Consider the following 20,201-nt stretch of genomic DNA (forward strand, 5'->3'; position numbering starts at 1 on the left):
AGGACTACGTCAGAAAGCCGTTCCCGGACGGAAGCCGAGCTTCTTGAGGATCATGGCGGCCGGACAGAAGCCGGTGAAGGCAGACTGCAACATATTGACGCCAATGAAGACGGTAAACCAGATGAAGAGCGGATGGACATAAACGGTCAGAACGACCGATAGGAGAACCATCACACCGGCGAAAGCAAGCACGGCACGATCCAGAGACATGGGAAACCTCCACAATACGAGTTATCTACAAATATTCGTATATACGATGGTTGAACCTTACGCAATAGGGATTTGCATCGCTCACACCGCGAGTCGCGAGGGTGACACAGCAGGCGTAGGTTTTGCCAACAGTTGAAGCATTTCGGAGGGAAACAAAACGTGAGTGCCGATCCTCACTTCCGATACTTGCGGATTCAATCGATTTAAATAGATTGCAAAGCGCTTGCAGTGGAGAACTGTCATGACCGAGACTCAATGTGAGACTGCGGCCGTAGCCGCAACGCCTTCGTTCTTCCCGGCGACGCGTCGGGCCGTATCCCTGCTTTTCTTCCTCAACGGGCTCATTATGGGGTCATGGGCACCGAAGATCCCGCTCTTTGCGGGCGCGCTGGGGCTTTCCGACAGCGGCCTCGGCATCATGCTTTTTGTCTTCGGGGCGGGCTCATTGCTCCTGATGCCAATTGCCGGATTTCAGATTGCACGTTTCGGTTCACGGCAAGTCGTCCAGGTAGCGACGATACTTTTCGCTCCTACGCTGCTCGGAATCTCGTTTGTCGACAGTATCTGGTCTGGCGCGATTGCCGTCTTTCTGTTCGGCGGCCTGACAGGGGCGATGGATGTCGCCATGAATGCCAATGCGGTCGAAGTCGAGCGAGCGATGCGGCGCTCGATCATGTCGTCCTGCCACGCCTTCTGGAGCTTGGGCGGCCTCGTCGGATCGGCACTCGGCGGTTATCTGATCGCCATCGTCGGTGACCTCGGACATTCTGCAATCATGGTGAGTGCGGCGCTCGTGTTGTTCCTGATCGCCCGCCCGAGCATCCTCGCCGACCGGCCGCATGCCTCCGAACAGCGGACGAAAGCCAGGCTGCCCTTGACGCCGCTTCCGTGGCTGGTCGGGCTCGTCGCACTCTTTTCGATGATACCGGAAGGCGCGACGCTTGATTGGGGAGCTCTCTACCTTCGCACCGAGCTCGGCGCTTCGGTTTCCTTCTCCGGGTTCGCCTTTGCCGCGTTTTCTCTCGCAATGGCGGGGATGCGCTTTGCCGGCGATCTGGTGCGCGACCGTCTGGGTGCTGTTCGGACGTTGCGCCTCTGCACGGCGGCATCCTTCATCGGTTTGGTGACCGCGGGTCTTGCACCCAATCTGACCGTCGCGCTGATGGGGTTTGCCATTGCCGGTGTCGGCATTTCCAACATGGTGCCGATTGCGTTTTCCGCGGGCGGCAACATTCCGGGACTTGCACCAGGGATCGGGCTATCGGTGGTGACGACCCTCGGCTACTCCGGAATTCTCTTTGCGCCGTCGGTGATAGGATTCGTCGCGGAGCACACGTCGCTCTCGGCGGTATTTACCGCCGTCTCTTTCCTGAACGTCGTGGTCTTCGCACTTTCAGGTCTGGCCCGGCACGCCGACCGCCCAGGCGGCTGAGTGCCATCAGGCGAACATGACCTCTTCGGAGAATGGCAGGCGCCGGAGCCGCTTGCCGGTCAGGGCGAAAATCGCGTTTCCGAGGGCCGGCATGGAGGGCGGCGTTCCCGGTTCGCCGGCGCCACCCAGTCGCGGTGCATTCTCGAGTAATTCCACTTCGATCACCGGACACTGATTCATGCGCAGGGCATCGTAGTCGTGGAAGTTCGACTGTTCGACCACTCCGTCGGCGAAGGTGATCTGCTGTCCGACCGCGGCCGACAAACCGAAGACGATGCCCGACATCATCTGCGCCTTGAAATTCAACGGATCGAGCACGATCCCCGGATCTGCCGCGCACCATACCCGTTCGATCCTGATGCCGCCGGATGTTTCGGCGATCTCGATCACCTGAGCGACCCAGGTTCCGAAGGAAAGGGCGAAGGCGAGGCCGCGTGCTTTACCGGGTTCGGGTGCCGTGCCCCAGCTCGACATCGAAGCCACCTTTTCGAGGACGGAGAGCGCCACCGGATAATCCCGCATGAGTTTGCGTCGCAGCTCAAGCGGATCCGCACCGCCGGCATGGGCGATCTCGTCAACGAAGCTCTCATGCATGAAGGTGTTGTAGGAAAAGCCGACCGAGCGCCAGAAACCGACCGGTACGGCCATGTCGACCTTCCTGCCGTCCACGCGGTAGTTCGCGACGCCATAGGGCTGGTTGTAAGCTCCGTCGAGGAGAGTGCTGTCCGGTCCGCCTGAGGGGAGATCCGGAAAATAGCGTCCAAGCGTGCTGGCGACGACCGACGGAGCGGCAATCGATCCGACCAGCGCCTTCGGGAGGCCGTCGCTGTCAAGAACGGCCTTATAGCGCCCCATGGCCGCCGGACGATAGGGGCCGTGGCCTATGTCTTCCTCCCGGGTCCAAGTGACCTTGACCGGCCGACCATCCGCTTCTTTCGCCAGACGGAGCGCATAGTCGGAGAAATCGGGTTCGATGCGCCGGCCGAAGCCGCCGCCGAGAAATGTCGTATGAACCGCGATGCGATCTTCAGGGGCTCCCGTCACACGGCTCGCCACGATTTTCACGAGCGAGGGGCTCTGGTTCGGCGCCCATACGTCGACAGCGCCATCGTGGATACGGGCGGTTGCGTTCATCGGCTCCATGGCGGTGTGGGAGAGGAACGGTACCTGGTACGTGGCCTCCAATACCCTCTCTCGCGGTGCATCGGCAAAGACGACGTCCGGATCGCCGATCGTCCGGAGAGTGAAAAAGTCGGCGCCGTTCAACGCGACCGCCAGTGATGCGTCGACATCTGCCGAACTTTCCGGACCCGGTCCGCGCTCCCACTCGATCTCGACGGATTCCGCCGCTTTGAAGGCCCGCCAGGTATTGTCGGCGATGATGCCGATGCCATGGCCGTAGGGGCTGTCGATCTCGATCACCTTGTGTACGCCGGCCATCGCGAGGGCGGCCTTGGCATCGAAGCTTTTCATCCGCCCGCCAGGCCTGGGGTTCATGCGTACCGTTCCATAAAGCATATCCGGCAGGCTCACATCGATCCCGAAGATCGGGGCACCGGTCACTTTTCGCAACATATCCCGGCGCGGCTGTGGCTTTCCGAGGATCTTCCATTGAGAGCGGTCGCGAAGCGTGACCTCGGAAGGCGGATCGAGCTTCGCGGCATCGAGGGCAAGGGCGCCATAGGCGATCCGTTTGCCGGATTGGCGATCGGAGACGAAGCCCTCTGCTGTTGTCAGGCTCTCGCGCGGCACAGCCAGTCTCGCTGCCGCGGCCGTCTTCAGCATTTCACGCGCTGTCGCGCCGGCGAGGCGCATCTTCTCGAAACCGTCGGCCATGGAGGTCGACCCACCGGTGAGCTGCAGGCCGGCGAACTTGGCAACGACACCCATCGCGTCACGAAGACTTTCTGCGAGAAACCCATCGTCGAATTGCGGAAAGGGGGCGCCTTCGCGAAATGCCGCTTCGTTGAAATACGCCGGAGACGCCGGACCATGTTCGATCTCGACACGGTCAAGCGTGACGTCCAGCTCCTCCGCGACGAGTGCAGCCAGCGTGGTATAGACACCCTGGCCCATCTCGGCGCGCGGTGCGATGATCGAAATGCGATCGTTCGTGCCGATCTTGACGTACGGGTTGAAGGTGACCTCATCCTTCCCCAGCCCGTCGAGGAGCGGATTGGAGTAGGGGTTCTTGTACTGATAGTAGCCGAATGCAACGCCACCTGCGACGGCGGCGGCGCCGACAAGCAGTGTGCGCCGGGTAATTTTGCCGACAGAGCTCACCGTCATACTCCCGCCAGCTTGGCCGCTGCCTTGTGAATGGCGGCCCTGATGCGTGGATACGTACCACAGCGACAGAGATTGTCGGCCATCGCTGCGTCGATCTCGTCGTCGCCGGGCGAGGGATTGGTTTGAAGAAGCGCTACCGCATTCATGATCTGGCCGGCTTGACAATAGCCGCACTGCGCAACCTGTTCCTCGAGCCAGGCCTGCTGAACCGGGTGAAGTTCGCTCCCGGCGAGCCCCTCTATCGTCAGCACTGGACCCTCGACGTCGCCGACAGCAGTCTGACAGGAGCGGATGGCCTCTCCGTCGATGATCACCGTGCACGCGCCACACAGGCCCACGCCGCAGCCGAACTTCGGACCTTTGATATCGAGGATGTCTCGGAGTGCCCACAGTAAGGGCATCTCCGCTTCCGCCTCCAGGCTATGCTCTCTGCCATTGACAGTCAGCTTCACGTCGGTCTCCTCGAGGCCGGAAGAAAAAGAACTTCGACAAGGTATCGGTAAATGTCGAAGCGTCAACGATGGATGCCATATGAGGCTGTGTGGTTCTAGAGATGGTCGGGCCGGTCGCCACTCGGTGAGAGCGGCCGCAGAGTTGACAAGAAGCCATGTTTGATCCACCTGAAACACAGGATTTCCCGCAGATTGCGAGCAGGTAATGGTCTCGGCAGAAGAATTTGATCCCAAACCGCGTCGCGCCTCCGTCGCCGTGGATGTCGGCGGAGTGATTGTCGGTGGTGGTGCGCCGGTTGTCGTTCAATCCATGACCAACACGGACACGGCCGATGTCGATGCGACGGTCGCCCAGGTGGCGGCCCTCTTTCGCGCCGGATCCGAAATCATCCGCATCACTGTCGACCGCGACGAAAGTGCGGCAGCCGTGCCGAAGATCCGCGAGCGGCTGCTTCGGATCGGGATGGACGTGCCGCTGGTTGGTGATTTCCATTATATCGGGCACAGGCTGCTTGCCGACCATCCGGCCTGCGCGGAGGCGCTCGCGAAGTATCGCATCAATCCGGGCAATGTCGGCTTCAAGGACAAGAAGGACAAGCAATTCTCCGAAATTGTCGAGATGGCGATCCGCTATGACAAGCCGGTTCGCATTGGTGTCAATTGGGGGTCGCTTGACCAGGAATTGCTGACTCGGCTGATGGACGAGAACCAGGCGAACGGCTTCCCACTTTCCGCCCGGCAGGTGACGCGCGAGGCGATCGTGCAGTCGGCGCTGCTTTCGGCCGAGCTTGCCGAAGAGATCGGGCTGCCGCGCAATCGCATCATCCTCTCGGCGAAGGTCAGTCAGGTGCAGGATCTGATTGCCGTCTATTCGATGCTTGCCGCGCGCTCGGACCACGCTCTGCATCTCGGCCTTACCGAGGCGGGTATGGGATCGAAGGGTATCGTCGCCTCTTCGGCGGCCATGGGCTATGTGTTGCAGCAAGGGATCGGCGACACGATCCGCGTCTCGCTGACGCCGGAGCCGAACGGCGACCGTACACGCGAGGTACAGGTGGCACAGGAGCTTCTGCAGGTCATGGGCTTCCGGCAGTTCGTGCCGGTCGTTGCCGCCTGCCCCGGTTGCGGCCGAACGACTTCCACCGTCTTCCAGGAACTCGCGCAGCGCATCCAGGAGGACATCCGCAAGAACATGTCCGTCTGGCGGGAGAAATATCCGGGCGTCGAGGGACTGAACGTCGCCGTCATGGGCTGCATCGTCAACGGGCCGGGGGAGAGTAAGCACGCCGATATCGGCATTTCGCTGCCCGGCACCGGCGAAAGCCCGGCCGCTCCGGTCTTTATTGATGGGCAGAAGGCCATGACGCTTCGCGGCCCCAACATCGCCTCCGACTTCGAGGCGCTAGTGATCGACTATATCGAGAAGCGCTACGGGCACAAAAACGCGGCAGAGTGAGCCCCGCGCAGGGTTGCAACTTCATATTGCCGCAATTGATCTGTTGAGGCCTTTTAGGAAACCTTTGGAGTGATTCCGACGATGCTCAAGAAAATTGCCGTTCTGGCCCTCGCGACGACCTATCTTTCCGCCTGCACCACCACCGATCCGTACACCGGCGAACAGAAGGTGTCGAACACCGCCGGCGGTGCGATGCTGGGTGCCGCGGCGGGTGCCCTTGGCGGCCTTGCCATCGGTGGCGGTGGTCGCGAAGGCCGTAACGCTGCGCTGATTGGCGCGGGCATCGGCGCCCTCGCGGGTGGCGCGATCGGCAACTATATGGATCGCCAGGAAGCCGAGCTTCGGGCGCAGCTTCAGGGTACCGGCATTTCCGTGACCCGCATGGGCGATCGGATCATTCTCAACATGCCGTCGAACATCACGTTTGCCACGGACCAGGATGCGGTGATGCCGCAGTTCTACCCGACGCTCAATTCGGTCGCAATTGTGCTGCGCAAGTTCGACCGTACGCTGATCGACGTCAACGGTCATACCGACTCGACCGGCAGCCTCGCCCATAACCAGGCGCTGTCCGAACGTCGCGCTATGTCGGTCGCGAGCTATCTGAACTCGCAGGGGATCGATCCCCGCCGCGTCTCATCGTTGGGCTTCGGCCCGAGCCAGCCGGTCGCCTCGAACGCGACGCCGGAGGGCCGCGCTCAGAACCGCCGCGTCGAAATTCAGATCGCGCCGATCACTGCGGGTTGATTGGCGAGCATTTTATCCTTCGAGGCGCCGTTCCGGACCGGACGGCGCCTTTTTTCGTTCTAAGTCACAGGCGTGCAGTCAGCAGTTTCACGCCGGCGGCACAGAAGAGTGCCGCCATGGCACCGTCGATCCAGCGACGCGCCGCCCGGTAGGCGTTGAGAGCGCCTTCTGTCGAGAAAAGCAAGGCGTAGCCGGTGAATACCGTCAAACCGGTCAGCAGGCAGCCGCCCACAATGATCGCAACTGCGTTTGCAGGAGCAGTTGCCGGCAGCCCCAAGCAATCCGGAACGGCTGCCCGACGATCAGAGGAGGCCGTCGATCGCTTCGATCAGGCGACGGCATTCGTCTTCCGTGCCGATCGAGATCCGCAGGAAATCGGCAATGCGCGGCTTGGCGAAGTGTCGGACGAGCACGGCTCGCTCACGGAGCTTGGCGGCAAGTTCACCCCCGGGCGACCGGGCAGGTGGGCAAAGACAAAATTCGCCTGTGACGGCAACACCTCAAAACCGCGGTCCTGCAACTGTCTTGTAAGCGTGGCACGGTTTGCCATCACCTTGCCGCGGCTCTCCTCGAACCAGGCGTCATCCTCGATCGCGGCACAGGCGGCAGCCTGCGCGAGCGTGTCCAGCGGATAGGAGTTGAAGCTGTCCTTCATTCGTTCGAGCGCTTCGATCAGGGGGCGCTGCCCGATCGCAAAGCCGATGCGGAGTCCGGCAAGCGCCCGCGATTTTGAAAACGTCTGCACGACGAGGAAGTTCTCGAAGTGCGGCACGAGCGATACGGCGCTTTCGCCGCCGAAGTCGATGTAGGCCTCATCGATCACCACCACCTGTTCCGGATGGGCTGTGAGGAGGCGTTCAATCTCCGCAAGAGGAAGGCCGATACCCGTCGGGGCATTCGGATTGGGAAGGATGATTGCCCCGCAGGGGACATCGTAATCCTCGACGGCAATGTCGAACTGCTCACGCAAGGGAATGGTAAGGGTTTCGATGCCGTAAAGCTTCGCGTAGGTCGGATAGAAGCTGTAGGTGATATCCGGAAAAAGCAGCGGCGCATCGTGTTTCAGCAGACTTGCGAAAACGAACGCGAGTACCTCGTCCGAACCGTTGCCAACGAAGACCTCGTCCGCGTTCACGCCGTTATGACGGGCGATGCTCTCACGAAGCCGACGGGCAGTCGGATCGGGATAACGGCGCAGATCTGCGGTCGCCGCGTGTATGATTGCCTCCAGAGCTTTCGGCGAGGGACCGTAGGGGTTTTCGTTGGTGTTCAGCTTGACGAGATTCGGCATGGCCGGCTGTTCGCCGGCGACATAGGGCTCGAGTACGGAGACGATCGGCGACCAGTACCTGCTCATGTCAGCTCTTCCTGTTGGCCACGAAGCGTGCTGCTTCGATCAGCATGGCGGCGCGGGCTCCATAGGGGGCAAGCAGGGCCTCGGCTTCGCTCACCAGCCGTTCGAGCTCCGCCTCTGCCCAGGCCTGGCCTTTGAGGCTCGCAAGCGTCGCCTTGCCGCGCGCGGCGTCCTTGCCGGTCGCCTTGCCCAGAGTTGCGGCGTCGGCGGTGAGATCGAGCAGATCATCAGCGATCTGGAACGCACGACCGATCACCTCTCCGAAGCGACGGATTCGCCGGCGATCGGCCTCGGGCGCGCCGGACAGGATAGCCCCCGCCTCGCACGCGAAGCGCAGCAACGCGCCCGTCTTCATTGCCTGCAGCGTGACGATGCCGTTCTCGTCTGGCGCCTTCCTTTCCGCGGCGAGGTCGAGCGCCTGCCCGCCGGCCATGCCGCCCAACCCGGCAGCGCGGGCAAGCGCCAGGACCAAGTCAGTCTTCGCCCGATCTGGCAATACCGTCTCCGGCGCAGCGACGATGTCGAAGGCGTAGGTGAGAAGACTGTCGCCCGCCAAAATGGCTGTCGCCTCATCGAAGGCTATGTGTACGGTCGGCTGGCCCCGACGCATGTCATCGTCATCCATTGCCGGCAGATCGTCATGGACAAGCGAATAGCAGTGCAGGCACTCGAGTGCCGCTCCGACCCGTAGCGCGGTCTTCCTGTCGCCGCCGAACAGAGCCGCACTTTCGGTCACCAGAAAGGGTCGCAGTCGCTTTCCGCCGTTCAGCACTGCGTGGCGCATCGCCGCCAGCAGGTGAGGGGGACGGGCAAGCTCGTCGCACAGCGGCTCGTCCTGCAGCAGTGAAGACAGCAGACGTTCCGTCTCGACGGCGATTTCGCGCAGATGTGTCTCGAACGAGGGGCCTGAGAGAGTCATGGCGGTTCTTTGGCATGCAAGCCGGTGGGTGGCAACGGCTATTGCGCGGAAAATGGCGGCGAACAGCGCGGGTGGACTGGCCAATTTCCAAGAGGGAAGCTAAGAGAAAAGGCTCTTGCAGTCTTGGGCGCAGTCACTTTTGGTGGAACAGAGCGACATCGGAGAAATTATGGCGGATGCGCCCGAACGCGATCGCTCCGGTCTGTCTGTTGCAAAGAAGATCGCCGCGGCTCTCGCCGGGCTTTTGTTGCTGCCTTATCTTCTCATCCTGCTTTATCGCCCGAGCTTCGTGCATCCTGTTTCCACGCTCATGCTGGCGGACCTCTTTCTCCTGCGCGGCTACGATCGTGAATGGGTGGCTTTCGACGACATCTCCCCGAATCTCGTGCGGGCCGTCATGATGTCCGAAGACGGGCAGTTCTGTTCGCATTACGGTGTCGACTGGGGCCAGATGAAGGAAGTCGTGGACGATGCGCTGTCCGGTGAGGCGACCCGCGGAGCCAGCACAATTCCGATGCAGACGGTCAAGAACCTGTTCCTGTGGAACAGCCGTTCTTTCGTGCGCAAGGGTCTCGAAGTGCCACTCGCCCTCGCGGCGGATTATCTTTGGTCCAAGAAGCGGGTGATGGAGATCTATCTGAACATTGCCGAATGGGGCCCGGGTATCTACGGCATTGGTGCGGCGGCGCGGCATCACTTCAGGGTGCCGGCATCGAAGCTTTCGGCGCGGCAATCGGCGCTGCTGGCCGTTTCCCTGCCGAACCCTATTGATCGCGTTGCCAGCCGCCCGAGCGGCAGCATGAAGCGCCTCGCCACAGTGGTCGACCGGCGCGCCAAGCGTTCGGGTGCATATATCACCTGTCTTTATGACTGAGTTTCCAAAGATTTGTTGGTGCGTGTCCGTAACGGTCTTTAAGGTCTGATCGATCGTGATCTGGTGGAGTTAGGATATGGACAGGTTCATTCTCTACATCGGCAACAAGAATTATTCGTCGTGGTCTTTCCGTCCATGGATGGCGCTGACCGGATGCGGCGTTGAGTTCGAAGAACGGCTTATCCCGTTTGATTTCGAGGCCGGCAACCCCAGAATCCGCGAGATTTCGCCGACCGGCCGGGTTCCCGTTCTCTGCCACGGAGACATCCGTATCTGGGAATCGCTCGCAATCATCGAATATGCCGCCGAGATTTTCCCCGATGCCGGAATTTCGCCGAAGGCTCGCCGGGATCGGGCGGTCGCACGCTCGGTTTCCATGGAGATGCTGTCGGGCTTTCGCGCTCTGCGCAACGCGTGTCCAATGAATATACGACGCAAACAGGCGGCGCTGGACGTTTCCGACGATGTTCGTGCCGATGTCGAACGGATCGAAACGATCTGGTGCGAATTGCGTGCGGCCTCCGGTGGGCCGTTCCTCTTCGGGGCCTTCTCGGCGGCTGACGCGATGTTTGCGCCGGTCGTCAACCGCTTTGACATCTATAATCTGGTGGACAACGAGGAGACGCTCGCCTACATGGCGGCGCTCAAGTCGCATCCGGCTTGGGTAAAATGGCAGTCGGCCGCCGTGGCAGAGCCATGGGTGGTCGCCGAAGACGAGGTTTGAGGAACGGTTCCTCTGCGCGCCGCAGGAAAAAATGAATTCGGGGACTGGTCAAGCGCCTGCTTGACATGTATAAGCCGCCCAAATTCCGATACTGAGACGTGTGATCTTCGGCTCCGGTTCCAGCCGACCTGCATGTCTTGCCCGTCAAGTGGAGTAGTTGAAATGGCTGTACCGAAAAGAAAAACGAGCCCGTCGAAGCGCGGTATGCGCCGTTCTGCCGACGCGATCAAGGCTCCGACCTATGTCGAAGACAAGAACTCCGGCGAGCTGCGCCGTCCGCACCATATCGATCTGAAGACCGGTATGTATCGTGGCCGTCAGGTTCTGACGCCGAAGGAAAATGCATAAGGCATAGCAGTTATATGCTTTGTTCAAGGCCGGCTTTTGCCGGCCTTTTGCTTTTGTGCCAGCATCTATTTTCTCGTAACCTGCAATCGGCTATGACATCGTTGAACGATGCCGCGCGGCTTTATTATTGAGGTGCCGAGATGTTGACTGCCATTCCGCTGATGATTGTGCCTCTCGCACTTTACAATCTCGCGCTGGCGGGAGCCTTCGGCGGCGGAGGTGTGGCAGGTCTTTCGCGGGTGGTGTTTACGCTGCCGATGCTCTCCGGCGCGACGTGGGTTATGTCGGCTGCGGATGTTCTCATTCTGGCGGCATTGGTGCTTCTGTTCGCCGAGATTCTCAAGTCGACCCGCAACGGGGCCGGCGCACTTCTCAACCACATCCTGTCGATGCTGGTTTTCGTGGCCTTTCTGGTCGAATTCCTGCTGGTTCGTGATGCCGCCACGCAGATCTTCTTCGTTCTGATGACGATCGCGTTCATCGATGTCGTTGGTGGATTCGTGATTTCCATCCGGTCAGCAGGCCGCGACGTATCCATCGGGCTGTAAGCCGCAGGCAGCGCCGGCTGCTGCCGGGAGCTTCAGAGGCTGTCCAGCTTGTTCTGCAGGTTGCGGAGTTGTTCCTTCAGCTCATCGATGTCTTTTGATTCCGCCTTCTTCGTCTCCTTGGGCGGCTGCGGCGACAGGAACGGCGAGAACATCTGCATTGCCTGATGGAACATTTCGGTGTTGCGCTTCACCTGTTCCTCCATCAGTTGCATGGGGCCCTGCAGATTTTTCGACAAGGGAGTTTCGCCGAAGGCGCGCGTCATCTGTTCGCGCATTTGAGTCTGTTGTTCGCTGAAAGCCTTCATCGAGTGTTCGAGGAAGCTCGGAACAACCATCTGCATCTGGTCGCCGTAATAGGAGATCAGCTGGCGCAGGAACGATATCGGCAGCAGGGTGTTTCCGGTTTTTGACTCTTGCTCGAAGATGATCTGGGTCAGGACGGAGTGGGTGATGTCCTCGCCGGTCTTGGCGTCTTGGACGACGAATTCCTCGCCTCGTTTCACCATTTTTGCCAGATCTTCCAGCGTTACGTAGGTGCTGGTTCCGGTGTTGTAGAGGCGTCGATTGGCGTATTTCTTGATGGTGACTTCGCCGTCGGCTTTAGCCATTTCGTTCTCCACCCCATTGAACATGCGTAGATTTCTCTTCCCGTTCCAAATCTAAGCCCAAAAGAAGGGCGGTGACAATCTCTTTGTGCGTTGCAGAAGCGACACCCCCTGAACGTAGCCGGGTTTCGCTCTATGCGTGTCCTCAGGCGAAGATCGAGGAAGACGTGCTTGCCGTTTGACTCCGGGCGAGAGCTTTGCCAGTTTGGTCGCAAACCGGAACGTAAACGAGGACATACCCATGAGCAGTTCGTCAGTCGTCATTGCCAGTGCAGCTCGGACCGCCGTCGGTTCGTTCAATGGTGCATTCGCGAACGTGCCGGCGCACGAGCTCGGCGCTGTCGCCATCAAAGGTGTGCTCGAGCGTGCCGGTGTCGACGCCAAGGAGGTGGACGAAGTCATCCTGGGGCAGGTCCTCACGGCGGGCCAGGGCCAGAACCCGGCGCGTCAGGCAGCGATGAAGGCGGGAATTCCTCAGGAGGCGACGGCTTGGGGGCTCAACCAGCTCTGCGGTTCGGGCCTGCGCGCGGTCGCCGTCGGCATGCAGCAGATCGTCACCGGCGATGCTGCCATCATCGTTGCCGGTGGGCAGGAGTCGATGTCCATGGCGCCACACTGTGCCCACCTGCGAGGGGGTGTGAAGATGGGCGACATGAAGATGATCGACACGATGATCAAGGATGGCCTCACGGACGCGTTCTACGGCTATCATATGGGTAACACGGCGGAAAACATTGCCCGTCAGTGGCAGCTCTCGCGCGATGAGCAGGACCAGTTCGCGGTTGCATCGCAGAATAAGGCGGAAGCGGCGCAGAAGGCGGGGCGCTTCTCAGATGAAATCGTTCCGGTGACAGTCTCGTCGCGCAAGGGTGACGTGGTCGTCGACGCCGACGAATACATCCGCGCAGGGGCGACGCTGGAAGGGATGGCCAAGCTGAAACCCGCCTTCGACAGGGAAGGCTCCGTGACCGCAGGTAACGCTTCCGGCATCAACGACGGGGCGGCTGCAGCACTTCTGATGACGGAAGCAGAGGCGGCCCGTCGGGGAATCTCGCCGCTGGTGCGCATTGCATCCTGGGCGACAGCAGGCGTCGATCCGCAGGTCATGGGCAGCGGGCCGATTCCTGCCTCGCGCAAGGCATTGCAGAAGGCGGGCTGGAGTGTTTCCGATCTCGAACTCGTCGAAGCAAACGAAGCCTTCGCCGCCCAGGCCTGTGCGGTGAACAAGGACCTCGGCTGGGATACTTCGATCGTCAACGTCAATGGTGGGGCCATTGCCATCGGCCATCCGATCGGGGCTTCCGGCGCTCGCATTCTGAATACTCTGGTCTTCGAAATGAAACGTCGCGGAGCGAAGAAGGGCCTTGCCACGCTCTGCATCGGTGGCGGCATGGGTATTGCCATGTGCCTCGAAGCCCTCTGAGGACAGGCCGGGTTGAGAGGCTGATCGCGGATCGGAAAAGCATCTCACGCGCGAATTATGCTGACAACGGCCCCGAGAGAAGGGCCGGTGCACGATCAGATGACCTCAGAGGAGAGAGAGCATGAGCAGAGTTGCATTGGTCACCGGTGGGACGAGGGGAATTGGCGCGGCGATCTCGGTCGCCCTCAAGGATGCGGGGTATCAGGTCATTGCGAACTATGCCGGCAATGACGAAAAGGCGAAGGCGTTCGCCGAAGAAACGGGGATCCAGGTGCGCCGCTGGGACGTCTCCGACTATCAGGCCTGTGCGGACGGAATTGCAGAAGTTGAAGCCACGGTGGGGCCTGTCGAGGTTCTGGTCAATAATGCCGGGATCACTCGGGATGCGATGTTCCACAAGATGACGCCGCAGCAATGGAACGAAGTGATCGGTACCAATCTCACCGGCGTGTTCAACATGACCCACTCGGTGTGGTCGGGCATGCGCGACCGAAACTTCGGACGCGTCATCACTATCTCCTCGATCAACGGCCAGAAGGGGCAGATGGGGCAGGCCAACTACTCGGCGGCAAAAGCGGGCGACCTCGGTTTCACCAAGGCGCTTGCGCAGGAGGGAGCGGCCAAGGGCATCACCGTGAACGCCGTCTGCCCCGGCTACATCGCGACCGAAATGGTGCTGGCCGTTCCGGAAAAGGTCCTGAATGAGAGGATTATCCCGCAGATCCCCGTCGGGCGTCTGGGGCAGCCGGAGGAGATCGCCAGAATCGTGGTCTTTCTCGCCTCCGACGAGGCCGGTTTCATCACGGGCTCCACGATCTCTGCCAACGGCGGACAGTTCTTCGTCTAGAGCTTTTCTTTGCCAAAGCCGAAGGACCGGCATTTGTGACCGGTCCTCATTAAGCAGATTTCCGTTGCTGCCCGCTCGGTTCTGTCGGCGGTCAGCTGTGTCCTGTGATCACGGCATATACAAAATGTAGTCGTGAACAAATCGGGAAATCTGGCGAGTCAGCGATTCGTAGCCGATTCGTTCCGGATTCATTCGACAGACCGTAAGGACATGGAAAAAGGCCGGCAGAAACCTGCCAGCCTTCCGGATTTTTCATTTCCCTCAGCGGCACCGTGCCTCGTACCGGCGGCCGTAGCGGTCCCGATAGATGCAGTAGCCCGGCCGTTCTGCCTGGGCGATCAGAACGCCGGCTGCACCGCCGATTACGGCGCCGGCAGCGGCTCCTCCAACCGAGTTGGTCGCGACGCCTCCGACGACAGCACCGGTGGCTGCTCCGATACCGGCACCCCGTTCCGTTGCAGTACAGGACGCAAGAGGCGCGATGAGCGCGAGGGCGAGCAAGGTCTTTTTCATCGTCAGTTTCCTTTGCTGTGTCGATCCGGCGTTGTCAGATCTTGTCCATGAGCATCAATATGATGAGGATGACTACAACCAGCCCTAGGCCGCCAGAGGGTCCGTACCCCCAGCTTCGGCTATAGCCCCAATTGGGCAAGGCCCCAATCAGAAGCAAGATGACGACAATGATGAGTATTGTGCTCAGCATGATAGCCTCTCCGTCTCAGCTTCTCAGTCACATCCGGGCTTTCCAACGTCTTTGCTGCCGAATGGTTCCACTTGACCGAAACGCCGGCGAGCGGGCACGGCACGAGCTCCTGTCGAATATCGCCCGATTGTACCGCATGCAGCGCCGGCGGGGATGGGCGATGCCGCCCGGTTTTGCCGGCTTGCCTTTGACGGCAATCATCGCCATGTCTGTGCCAAACCGGTTCGGCCGAACGCCTTCGCTGGCGATACCCACCCCTATGGAGCACGAAATTGAATTCGCAACCCATGATCCTCAGTGGCCGCGGCGTGACGGCGGTGCTGGGGCCTACCAATACCGGCAAGACGCACTACGCGATCGAGCGTATGCTTTCCCATGGTTCCGGGATCATCGGCCTGCCGCTCCGTCTGCTGGCGAGAGAAGTTTACGGCAGGGTGGTCGAACGCGTCGGTGCCGCACAAGTTGCGCTGGTCACCGGAGAGGAAAAGATCGCGCCGCCGGGAGCACGCTTTTCCGTCTGCACGGTCGAGGCGATGCCGAGGGAGACGCGGGCTTCCTTCGTCGCCATCGACGAGGTGCAGCTTGCCGGCGATCTCGAGCGCGGTCACATATTCACTGACAGGCTGTTGTATTTGCGTGGCCGGGACGAGACGCTGCTCCTCGGCTCCGGAACCATGAAGCCGATCCTGCAGCAGCTTCTTCCCGGCATCACGGTAGTGGAACGGCCGCGCCTTTCGCAGCTCTTCTATGCGGGACAGAAGAAGATCACGCGTCTGCCGGAACGAACGGCAATCGTCGCGTTCTCGGCCGACGAGGTTTACGCAATCGCCGAACTGATCCGGCGCCAGCGCGGCGGCGCGGCAGTCGTGCTCGGTGCGCTCAGCCCCCGCACGCGCAATGCGCAGGTCGCTCTCTACCAGGAGGGCGAAGTGGAGTATCTCGTCGCGACCGACGCGATCGGTATGGGCCTTAACCTCGACGTCGATCACGTCGCGTTCGCCCAGGATCGGAAATTCGACGGATATCAATTCCGTAATCTCAATCCGGGTGAACTCGGCCAAATCGCCGGTCGTGCCGGCCGCCACCTCAAGGACGGCACGTTCGGTGTGACAGGGCGAGTGGACCCACTCGACGACGAGTTGGTGGAACGTCTCGAAAGCCACGAGTTCGATCCAGTCAAGGTTCTGCAGTGGCGTACCGTGGATTTCGACTTCACGTCGATTGATGCGCTGCGACGCAGTCTGGATGCGACACCGCGCGTGGCGGGACTGACGCGGGCTCTTCCGGCGGTCGATCAACAGGCACTCGAGCATCTTGCGCGGTATCCCGAGATCAAGGATCTCGCGACCACTCCGGAGCGGGTCGAACGGCTGTGGGAGGTTTGTGCCCTTCCGGACTACCGGCGTATCGCGCCGGCCCAGCATGCCGATCTTGTCGCGAGCCTCTTTTCCGATCTGGTCCGCTATGGCACGGTAGACGAGAACTTCATGGCGGAACAAGTTCGCCGCGCCGACCACACCGATGGTGAAATCGACACGCTTTCCGCACGGATTGCGCAAATCAGAACATGGACCTATGTGTCCAACCGGCCGGGATGGCTTGCCGATCCGACACACTGGCAAGAAAAGACGCGCGAAATCGAAGACCGACTGTCCGACGCGCTACATGAAAGGTTGACGAAACGCTTTGTTGATCGCAGGACATCTGTGCTCATGAAGCGCTTGAGAGAGAATGCGATGCTGGAAGCTGAAATCAGTGTGAATGGCGATGTCTTCGTTGAGGGGCATCACACGGGACAACTCGCAGGGTTCCGCTTTACGCCCCTGGCGGGCATGGAGGGCTCCGATGCGAAGGCTGTTCAGGCGGCGACGCAGAAAGCTCTCGCCCTCGAATTCGAGGCACGGGCGGCTCGATTGCACGCCTGCGGCAACAGCGACCTCGCGATTGGGTCGGACGGTGTCGTCCGCTGGCTCGGCGACCCGATGGCCAGGCTGGCTGCCGGCGACCACGTGCTGCATCCGCGCGTCATTCTGCTGGCGGACGAGCAACTCACCGGCATCGCCCGCGACCACGTCGCAGCCCGGGTCGAGCGCTTCGTCAATCACCACATCTCGACGGTCTTAAAGCCGCTCGACGACCTCTCCCGCGCCGAAGATCTGCAGGGTCTCGCCAAGGGCTTGGCGTTCCAGCTGGTCGAGAATCTCGGTGTTCTCTTCCGCCGCGACGTCTCCGAAGATGTAAAATCGCTCGATCAGGATGCGCGTGCATCGATTCGACGCTACGGCGTCCGCTTCGGGGCCTACCACATCTTTATGCCGGCGCTCCTCAAGCCTTCTCCGGCGGAACTCATCACGCTTTTGTGGGCACTGCAGAACGACGGCATGGACAAGCCGGGTTATGGCGACCTCATTCCCGTGCTTGCGGCAGGCCGGACTTCGGTGGTCACCGACCCCAGCTTCGATAGGACGTTCTACAAACTCGCTGGCTTCCGTTTTCTGGGCAAGCGAGCGGTTCGCATTGACATTCTGGAAAGGCTTGCGGATCTGATCCGTCCTCTCCTGCAGTGGAAACCCGGCTCCCTACGTCCGGAAGGCGCCTATGACGGCCGGCGGTTCACGACGACAACGGCCATGTTGTCTATCCTCGGGGCAACACCCGACGACATGGAAGAAATCCTGAAGGGGCTCGGCTATCGCGCCGATAGTGTCCCCGCTGACGAAGCCAGAGCTTTCCTTGTCGGCCAGGATGCGAATGTGATCCCGACCCCGACCCCGACCCCGACCCCGACCCCGACCCCGAACGAGAATGCAGGCTCCTCGGAGGCTCAGGTCGAAGAAGAGGCGTCCGGCGTGGAGGCAGCATCGGAGAGCGCGGCGCCCGTTGTGCCCTCGGATGCTCCTGCGGAGGTAGCGGTCGAGGATACCGAGGCCAACGAGCCGAAGAATGTGCTGCTGTGGCGACCGGGTGGCCGAAACGAAGGCCAGCAGAATGCTCGGCATAAGGGCGGCCGTCCGGCGTCCGAAGAGCGCCGCGATGGTCGCCGACCGGGAGCGTCGGCCGACGGCAAGAACCGTGGCAACGGAGCGAAGCGCGGAGATCGGCAGGACCGTGGCGACCGCAAGGAGCGTCCGCAGAGAGCTGAACGGGATGGGAAGCCGCAGACCGCACGGTTCGAAGCGAAGCCACCTCGCAAGGAAAAGCCGATCGATCCCGACTCGCCCTTCGCCAAGCTCGCAGCGCTCAAGGAGCAGATGAAGAAATAGCCGATGAACGAAGAGAAACAGCCGCCGTCGGAAGTCCGTCAGCGCCTCGACAAGTGGCTGTTTTTCGCTCGTATGGCAAAATCTCGCTCGATTGCGCAGCGTCGAATCGCTGCCGGGGACGTCCGCGTGAACGACCAGAAGATACTTCAGGCGAGCCACACGGTGAGAGCCGGTGACCGGATCGTCCTGGCAGGAGGCGCGCAGAGCCGTATTCTCGTCGTGAGGACCGCGGGAACGCGGCGCGGACCTTACGAGGAGGCCCGGCAGCTCTATGATGACGTAACGCCTGCGGTGCAAGAGCAGCAGCTTTCCGACACCTTGGGACACGCGGCTCGCGAAACGGGAACCGGTCGTCCGACCAAGAAGCAGCGTCGCGTCCTCGATGAACTGCGTTCGGACGGCGACTGGTGGAGCGAATAGAAAAGCCGTCTCAAATGCGGCGTCTTGTCGTAAGGTTTATTCTTGCATTCGCCGAAATAACCCATTAGCTGACTTGCCAGTCCCGCAGACATCATGAGGGCGTTCCCCTCCGTCTGTCTCCCGTGTTTTGCCTGTCCGTATCTGTGGTCGGCCGTAATCCGCCACGGCGCCGAGAACGAAAGATTGCTGGAGTGCCGCAATGACATACATTGTCACTGACAATTGTATCCGCTGCAAGTATACCGATTGCGTTGAGGTGTGCCCTGTAGACTGCTTTTACGAGGGCGAGAACTTCCTGGTCATTCATCCGGATGAGTGCATCGACTGTGGCGTTTGCGAGCCTGAATGTCCCGCCGAGGCCATTAAGCCGGATACCGAACCGGGGCTTGATCATTGGCTGAAAATCAACACTGAATTCGCGCAGATCTGGCCGAACATCACCGGCAAGCGCGATCCGCTGCCCGAAGCAAAAGAGATGGACGGCGTGCCCGGAAAGTTCGAAAAATACTTTTCGCCAAAGCCAGGTCAGGGTGACTGACACTCTTGTCGGCTGTTCGTCCCAACGCCTCGTCCTGCAAGTCTAAGCCGTTTGAGGGAAAGGGAAAACTTTCCCTCCGCGGCCGCCGTAGAGCGGTTGCAGCAAAATATTGATTTATTCATCTTTTTGTGTTAGTTTCGGCACACTGATCCACGTCGCGGCATTGCTATGCCCTGAGCCATCACGAAAGCAAACACCAAACCAAGCGCGGTTTCCGTGACATAAGCGGCAGTTCTGTTGTCGCGTCGCACTCGCGATGGAGGGTTTTGTTTGCGCCTTGGCCTAGCGGATCGGTGTGGAATGACCCGACGGCTTCCCCCGTCTCATCCGGGCCTGACCGACCCGGCTCCGGCAATGCCGGGAGCTCAACAGGGAGTTTTTGATTCGAATGACAATCCAGCAGAAAAAATCTTCAACCCGCCAGGGATTCAAAACCGGCGAGTCGATCGTCTATCCCGCACATGGGGTCGGTACCATCACCGCAATCGAAGAGCAAGAAGTCGCCGGCATGAAGCTCGAGCTTTTTGTGATCGATTTCGAGAAGGACAAGATGCGGTTGAAGGTGCCTGTCGGCAAGGCTGTCAGCATCGGCATGCGCAAGCTGTCGGAAACGGATTTTGTTGATCGCGCGTTGAAGGTTGTGCAGGGCAAGGCTCGCATTAAGCGGACCATGTGGTCGCGCCGTGCGCAGGAATATGATGCAAAGATCAACTCGGGTGACCTGATCTCGATTGCTGAGGTCGTGCGCGATCTCTATCGCGCAGAGAACCAGCCGGAACAGTCGTACTCCGAACGGCAGCTTTACGAGGCTGCGCTCGACCGCATGGCCCGGGAAATCGCGGCCGTCAACAAGATGTCGGAAACCGAGGCGGTACGTCTCGTCGAGGTCAATCTGGCAAAGGGCCCGAAGCGCGGCAAGGTCGTGGACGACGACGAAGCACAGGAAGAAGAGGCTGCCTGATCCGCGATGCTTCGCGGGCCAGCCAAGTTCCGTCAACAAGAACCTCCGGGAGCAACCGGAGGTTTTTTGTTGCCGGCGCCGGTTAGGA

At 60.7% G+C, this 20,201-nt stretch carries 21 protein-coding genes and 1 pseudogene; 13 read left to right on the forward strand and 9 right to left on the reverse strand.

The genetic code is table 11. The features are described 5' to 3' along the window. Positions 1-9: 9 nt before the first annotated feature. A complete protein-coding gene (locus tag H4I97_RS00035; RefSeq protein WP_182305960.1) occupies positions 10-210 on the reverse strand; it encodes a YgaP family membrane protein in 201 nt (66 codons plus the stop codon). 241 nt (positions 211-451) lie between these two features. Between H4I97_RS00035 and H4I97_RS00040 the strand changes: the two genes are divergently transcribed. Further along, positions 452-1,642, forward strand: coding sequence for an MFS transporter (locus tag H4I97_RS00040; protein WP_182305961.1), 1,191 nt, complete (start codon positions 452-454; stop codon positions 1,640-1,642). 6 nt (positions 1,643-1,648) lie between these two features. Here the strand turns inward: H4I97_RS00040 and H4I97_RS00045 are convergent, their stop codons facing one another. Beyond that, positions 1,649-3,925, reverse strand: coding sequence for a xanthine dehydrogenase family protein molybdopterin-binding subunit (locus H4I97_RS00045; protein ID WP_182305962.1), 2,277 nt, complete (start codon positions 3,923-3,925; stop codon positions 1,649-1,651). 2 nt (positions 3,926-3,927) lie between these two features. Continuing rightward, positions 3,928-4,383: a (2Fe-2S)-binding protein gene (locus H4I97_RS00050; RefSeq protein ID WP_182305963.1), complete on the reverse strand. Its 456-nt coding sequence runs from the start codon at positions 4,381-4,383 to the stop codon at positions 3,928-3,930. A gap of 205 nt (positions 4,384-4,588) precedes the next feature. On the opposite strand from H4I97_RS00050, the gene ispG reads away from it, so the two are divergent. Together ispG and H4I97_RS00060 are read left to right on the forward strand one after the other, a co-directional pair. Beyond that, positions 4,589-5,839 carry a flavodoxin-dependent (E)-4-hydroxy-3-methylbut-2-enyl-diphosphate synthase gene (gene ispG / locus H4I97_RS00055; RefSeq protein ID WP_182305964.1) on the forward strand — a complete coding sequence of 417 codons (1,251 nt, stop codon included), beginning with the start codon at positions 4,589-4,591 and terminating at the stop codon, positions 5,837-5,839. Positions 5,840-5,920: 81 nt separating this feature from the next. Then, complete coding sequence (locus tag H4I97_RS00060) at positions 5,921-6,586, forward strand: YiaD family glycine zipper/OmpA-like lipoprotein (RefSeq protein ID WP_182305965.1); 666 nt, start codon at positions 5,921-5,923, stop codon at positions 6,584-6,586. A 64-nt stretch (positions 6,587-6,650) separates the two neighbouring features. Here H4I97_RS00060 and H4I97_RS00065 read toward each other — a convergent pair whose 3' ends face one another. The 3 genes and pseudogenes from H4I97_RS00065 to H4I97_RS00075 form a co-directional block, all read right to left on the reverse strand. Further along, positions 6,651-6,794, reverse strand: coding sequence for a hypothetical protein (locus tag H4I97_RS00065; RefSeq protein WP_182305966.1), 144 nt, complete (start codon positions 6,792-6,794; stop codon positions 6,651-6,653). 94 nt (positions 6,795-6,888) lie between these two features. After that, positions 6,889-7,943 (reverse strand): annotated as a pseudogene (hisC, locus tag H4I97_RS00070) (histidinol-phosphate transaminase). Position 7,944: 1 nt separating this feature from the next. Continuing rightward, positions 7,945-8,859: a polyprenyl synthetase family protein gene (locus H4I97_RS00075; protein ID WP_182305967.1), complete on the reverse strand. Its 915-nt coding sequence runs from the start codon at positions 8,857-8,859 to the stop codon at positions 7,945-7,947. Between the two features lie 169 nt (positions 8,860-9,028). On the opposite strand from H4I97_RS00075, the gene mtgA reads away from it, so the two are divergent. The 4 genes from mtgA (at position 9,029) to H4I97_RS00095 (ending at position 11,353) form a co-directional block, all read left to right on the forward strand. After that, positions 9,029-9,733, forward strand: coding sequence for a monofunctional biosynthetic peptidoglycan transglycosylase (gene mtgA / locus H4I97_RS00080; protein ID WP_182305968.1), 705 nt, complete (start codon positions 9,029-9,031; stop codon positions 9,731-9,733). 76 nt (positions 9,734-9,809) lie between these two features. Then, positions 9,810-10,457 carry a glutathione S-transferase family protein gene (locus H4I97_RS00085; protein ID WP_182305969.1) on the forward strand — a complete coding sequence of 216 codons (648 nt, stop codon included), beginning with the start codon at positions 9,810-9,812 and terminating at the stop codon, positions 10,455-10,457. Between the two features lie 162 nt (positions 10,458-10,619). Then, positions 10,620-10,805, forward strand: a complete 186-nt coding sequence (gene rpmF / locus H4I97_RS00090) for a 50S ribosomal protein L32 (RefSeq protein ID WP_112686348.1) — start codon at positions 10,620-10,622, stop codon at positions 10,803-10,805. Positions 10,806-10,945: 140 nt separating this feature from the next. Beyond that, on the forward strand, positions 10,946-11,353 hold the full coding sequence (locus tag H4I97_RS00095) for a hypothetical protein (protein WP_182305970.1): 408 nt from the start codon (positions 10,946-10,948) through the stop codon (positions 11,351-11,353). Positions 11,354-11,385: 32 nt separating this feature from the next. On the opposite strand, the gene phaR is transcribed toward H4I97_RS00095, so the two are convergent. Then, entirely contained in the window at positions 11,386-11,961 is a 576-nt protein-coding gene (gene phaR, locus H4I97_RS00100; RefSeq protein ID WP_182307492.1) for a polyhydroxyalkanoate synthesis repressor PhaR, read from the reverse strand. Positions 11,962-12,199: 238 nt separating this feature from the next. Between phaR and H4I97_RS00105 the strand changes: the two genes are divergently transcribed. Together H4I97_RS00105 and phbB are read left to right on the forward strand one after the other, a co-directional pair. After that, positions 12,200-13,381, forward strand: a complete 1,182-nt coding sequence (locus H4I97_RS00105; protein WP_182305971.1) for an acetyl-CoA C-acetyltransferase — start codon at positions 12,200-12,202, stop codon at positions 13,379-13,381. Between the two features lie 121 nt (positions 13,382-13,502). Continuing rightward, a complete protein-coding gene (phbB, locus tag H4I97_RS00110) occupies positions 13,503-14,228 on the forward strand; it encodes a beta-ketoacyl-ACP reductase (protein WP_182305972.1) in 726 nt (241 codons plus the stop codon). A 261-nt stretch (positions 14,229-14,489) separates the two neighbouring features. On the opposite strand, the gene H4I97_RS00115 is transcribed toward phbB, so the two are convergent. Together H4I97_RS00115 and H4I97_RS00120 are read right to left on the reverse strand one after the other, a co-directional pair. Next, entirely contained in the window at positions 14,490-14,741 is a 252-nt protein-coding gene (locus H4I97_RS00115; protein ID WP_182305973.1) for a glycine zipper domain-containing protein, read from the reverse strand. A 34-nt stretch (positions 14,742-14,775) separates the two neighbouring features. Further along, positions 14,776-14,931 carry a DUF3309 domain-containing protein gene (locus H4I97_RS00120; protein ID WP_182305974.1) on the reverse strand — a complete coding sequence of 52 codons (156 nt, stop codon included), beginning with the start codon at positions 14,929-14,931 and terminating at the stop codon, positions 14,776-14,778. Positions 14,932-15,218: 287 nt separating this feature from the next. On the opposite strand from H4I97_RS00120, the gene H4I97_RS00125 reads away from it, so the two are divergent. The 4 genes from H4I97_RS00125 to H4I97_RS00140 all read left to right on the forward strand — a co-directional run bounded on the left by H4I97_RS00125 (position 15,219) and on the right by H4I97_RS00140 (position 20,113). Then, the gene (locus H4I97_RS00125; RefSeq protein ID WP_182307493.1) at positions 15,219-18,194 is read left to right on the forward strand and encodes a helicase-related protein; all 2,976 of its coding nucleotides are present in this window, start codon (positions 15,219-15,221) and stop codon (positions 18,192-18,194) included. A gap of 3 nt (positions 18,195-18,197) precedes the next feature. Continuing rightward, positions 18,198-18,614: an RNA-binding S4 domain-containing protein gene (locus H4I97_RS00130; protein ID WP_182305975.1), complete on the forward strand. Its 417-nt coding sequence runs from the start codon at positions 18,198-18,200 to the stop codon at positions 18,612-18,614. 199 nt (positions 18,615-18,813) lie between these two features. Then, positions 18,814-19,152: a ferredoxin FdxA gene (gene fdxA / locus H4I97_RS00135; RefSeq protein ID WP_182305976.1), complete on the forward strand. Its 339-nt coding sequence runs from the start codon at positions 18,814-18,816 to the stop codon at positions 19,150-19,152. A gap of 388 nt (positions 19,153-19,540) precedes the next feature. Then, complete coding sequence (locus H4I97_RS00140; RefSeq protein ID WP_182305977.1) at positions 19,541-20,113, forward strand: CarD family transcriptional regulator; 573 nt, start codon at positions 19,541-19,543, stop codon at positions 20,111-20,113. Positions 20,114-20,201: the final 88 nt, after the last annotated feature.

Source organism: Ciceribacter thiooxidans, assembly GCF_014126615.1.
Taxonomy (GTDB): domain Bacteria; phylum Pseudomonadota; class Alphaproteobacteria; order Rhizobiales; family Rhizobiaceae; genus Allorhizobium; species Allorhizobium thiooxidans.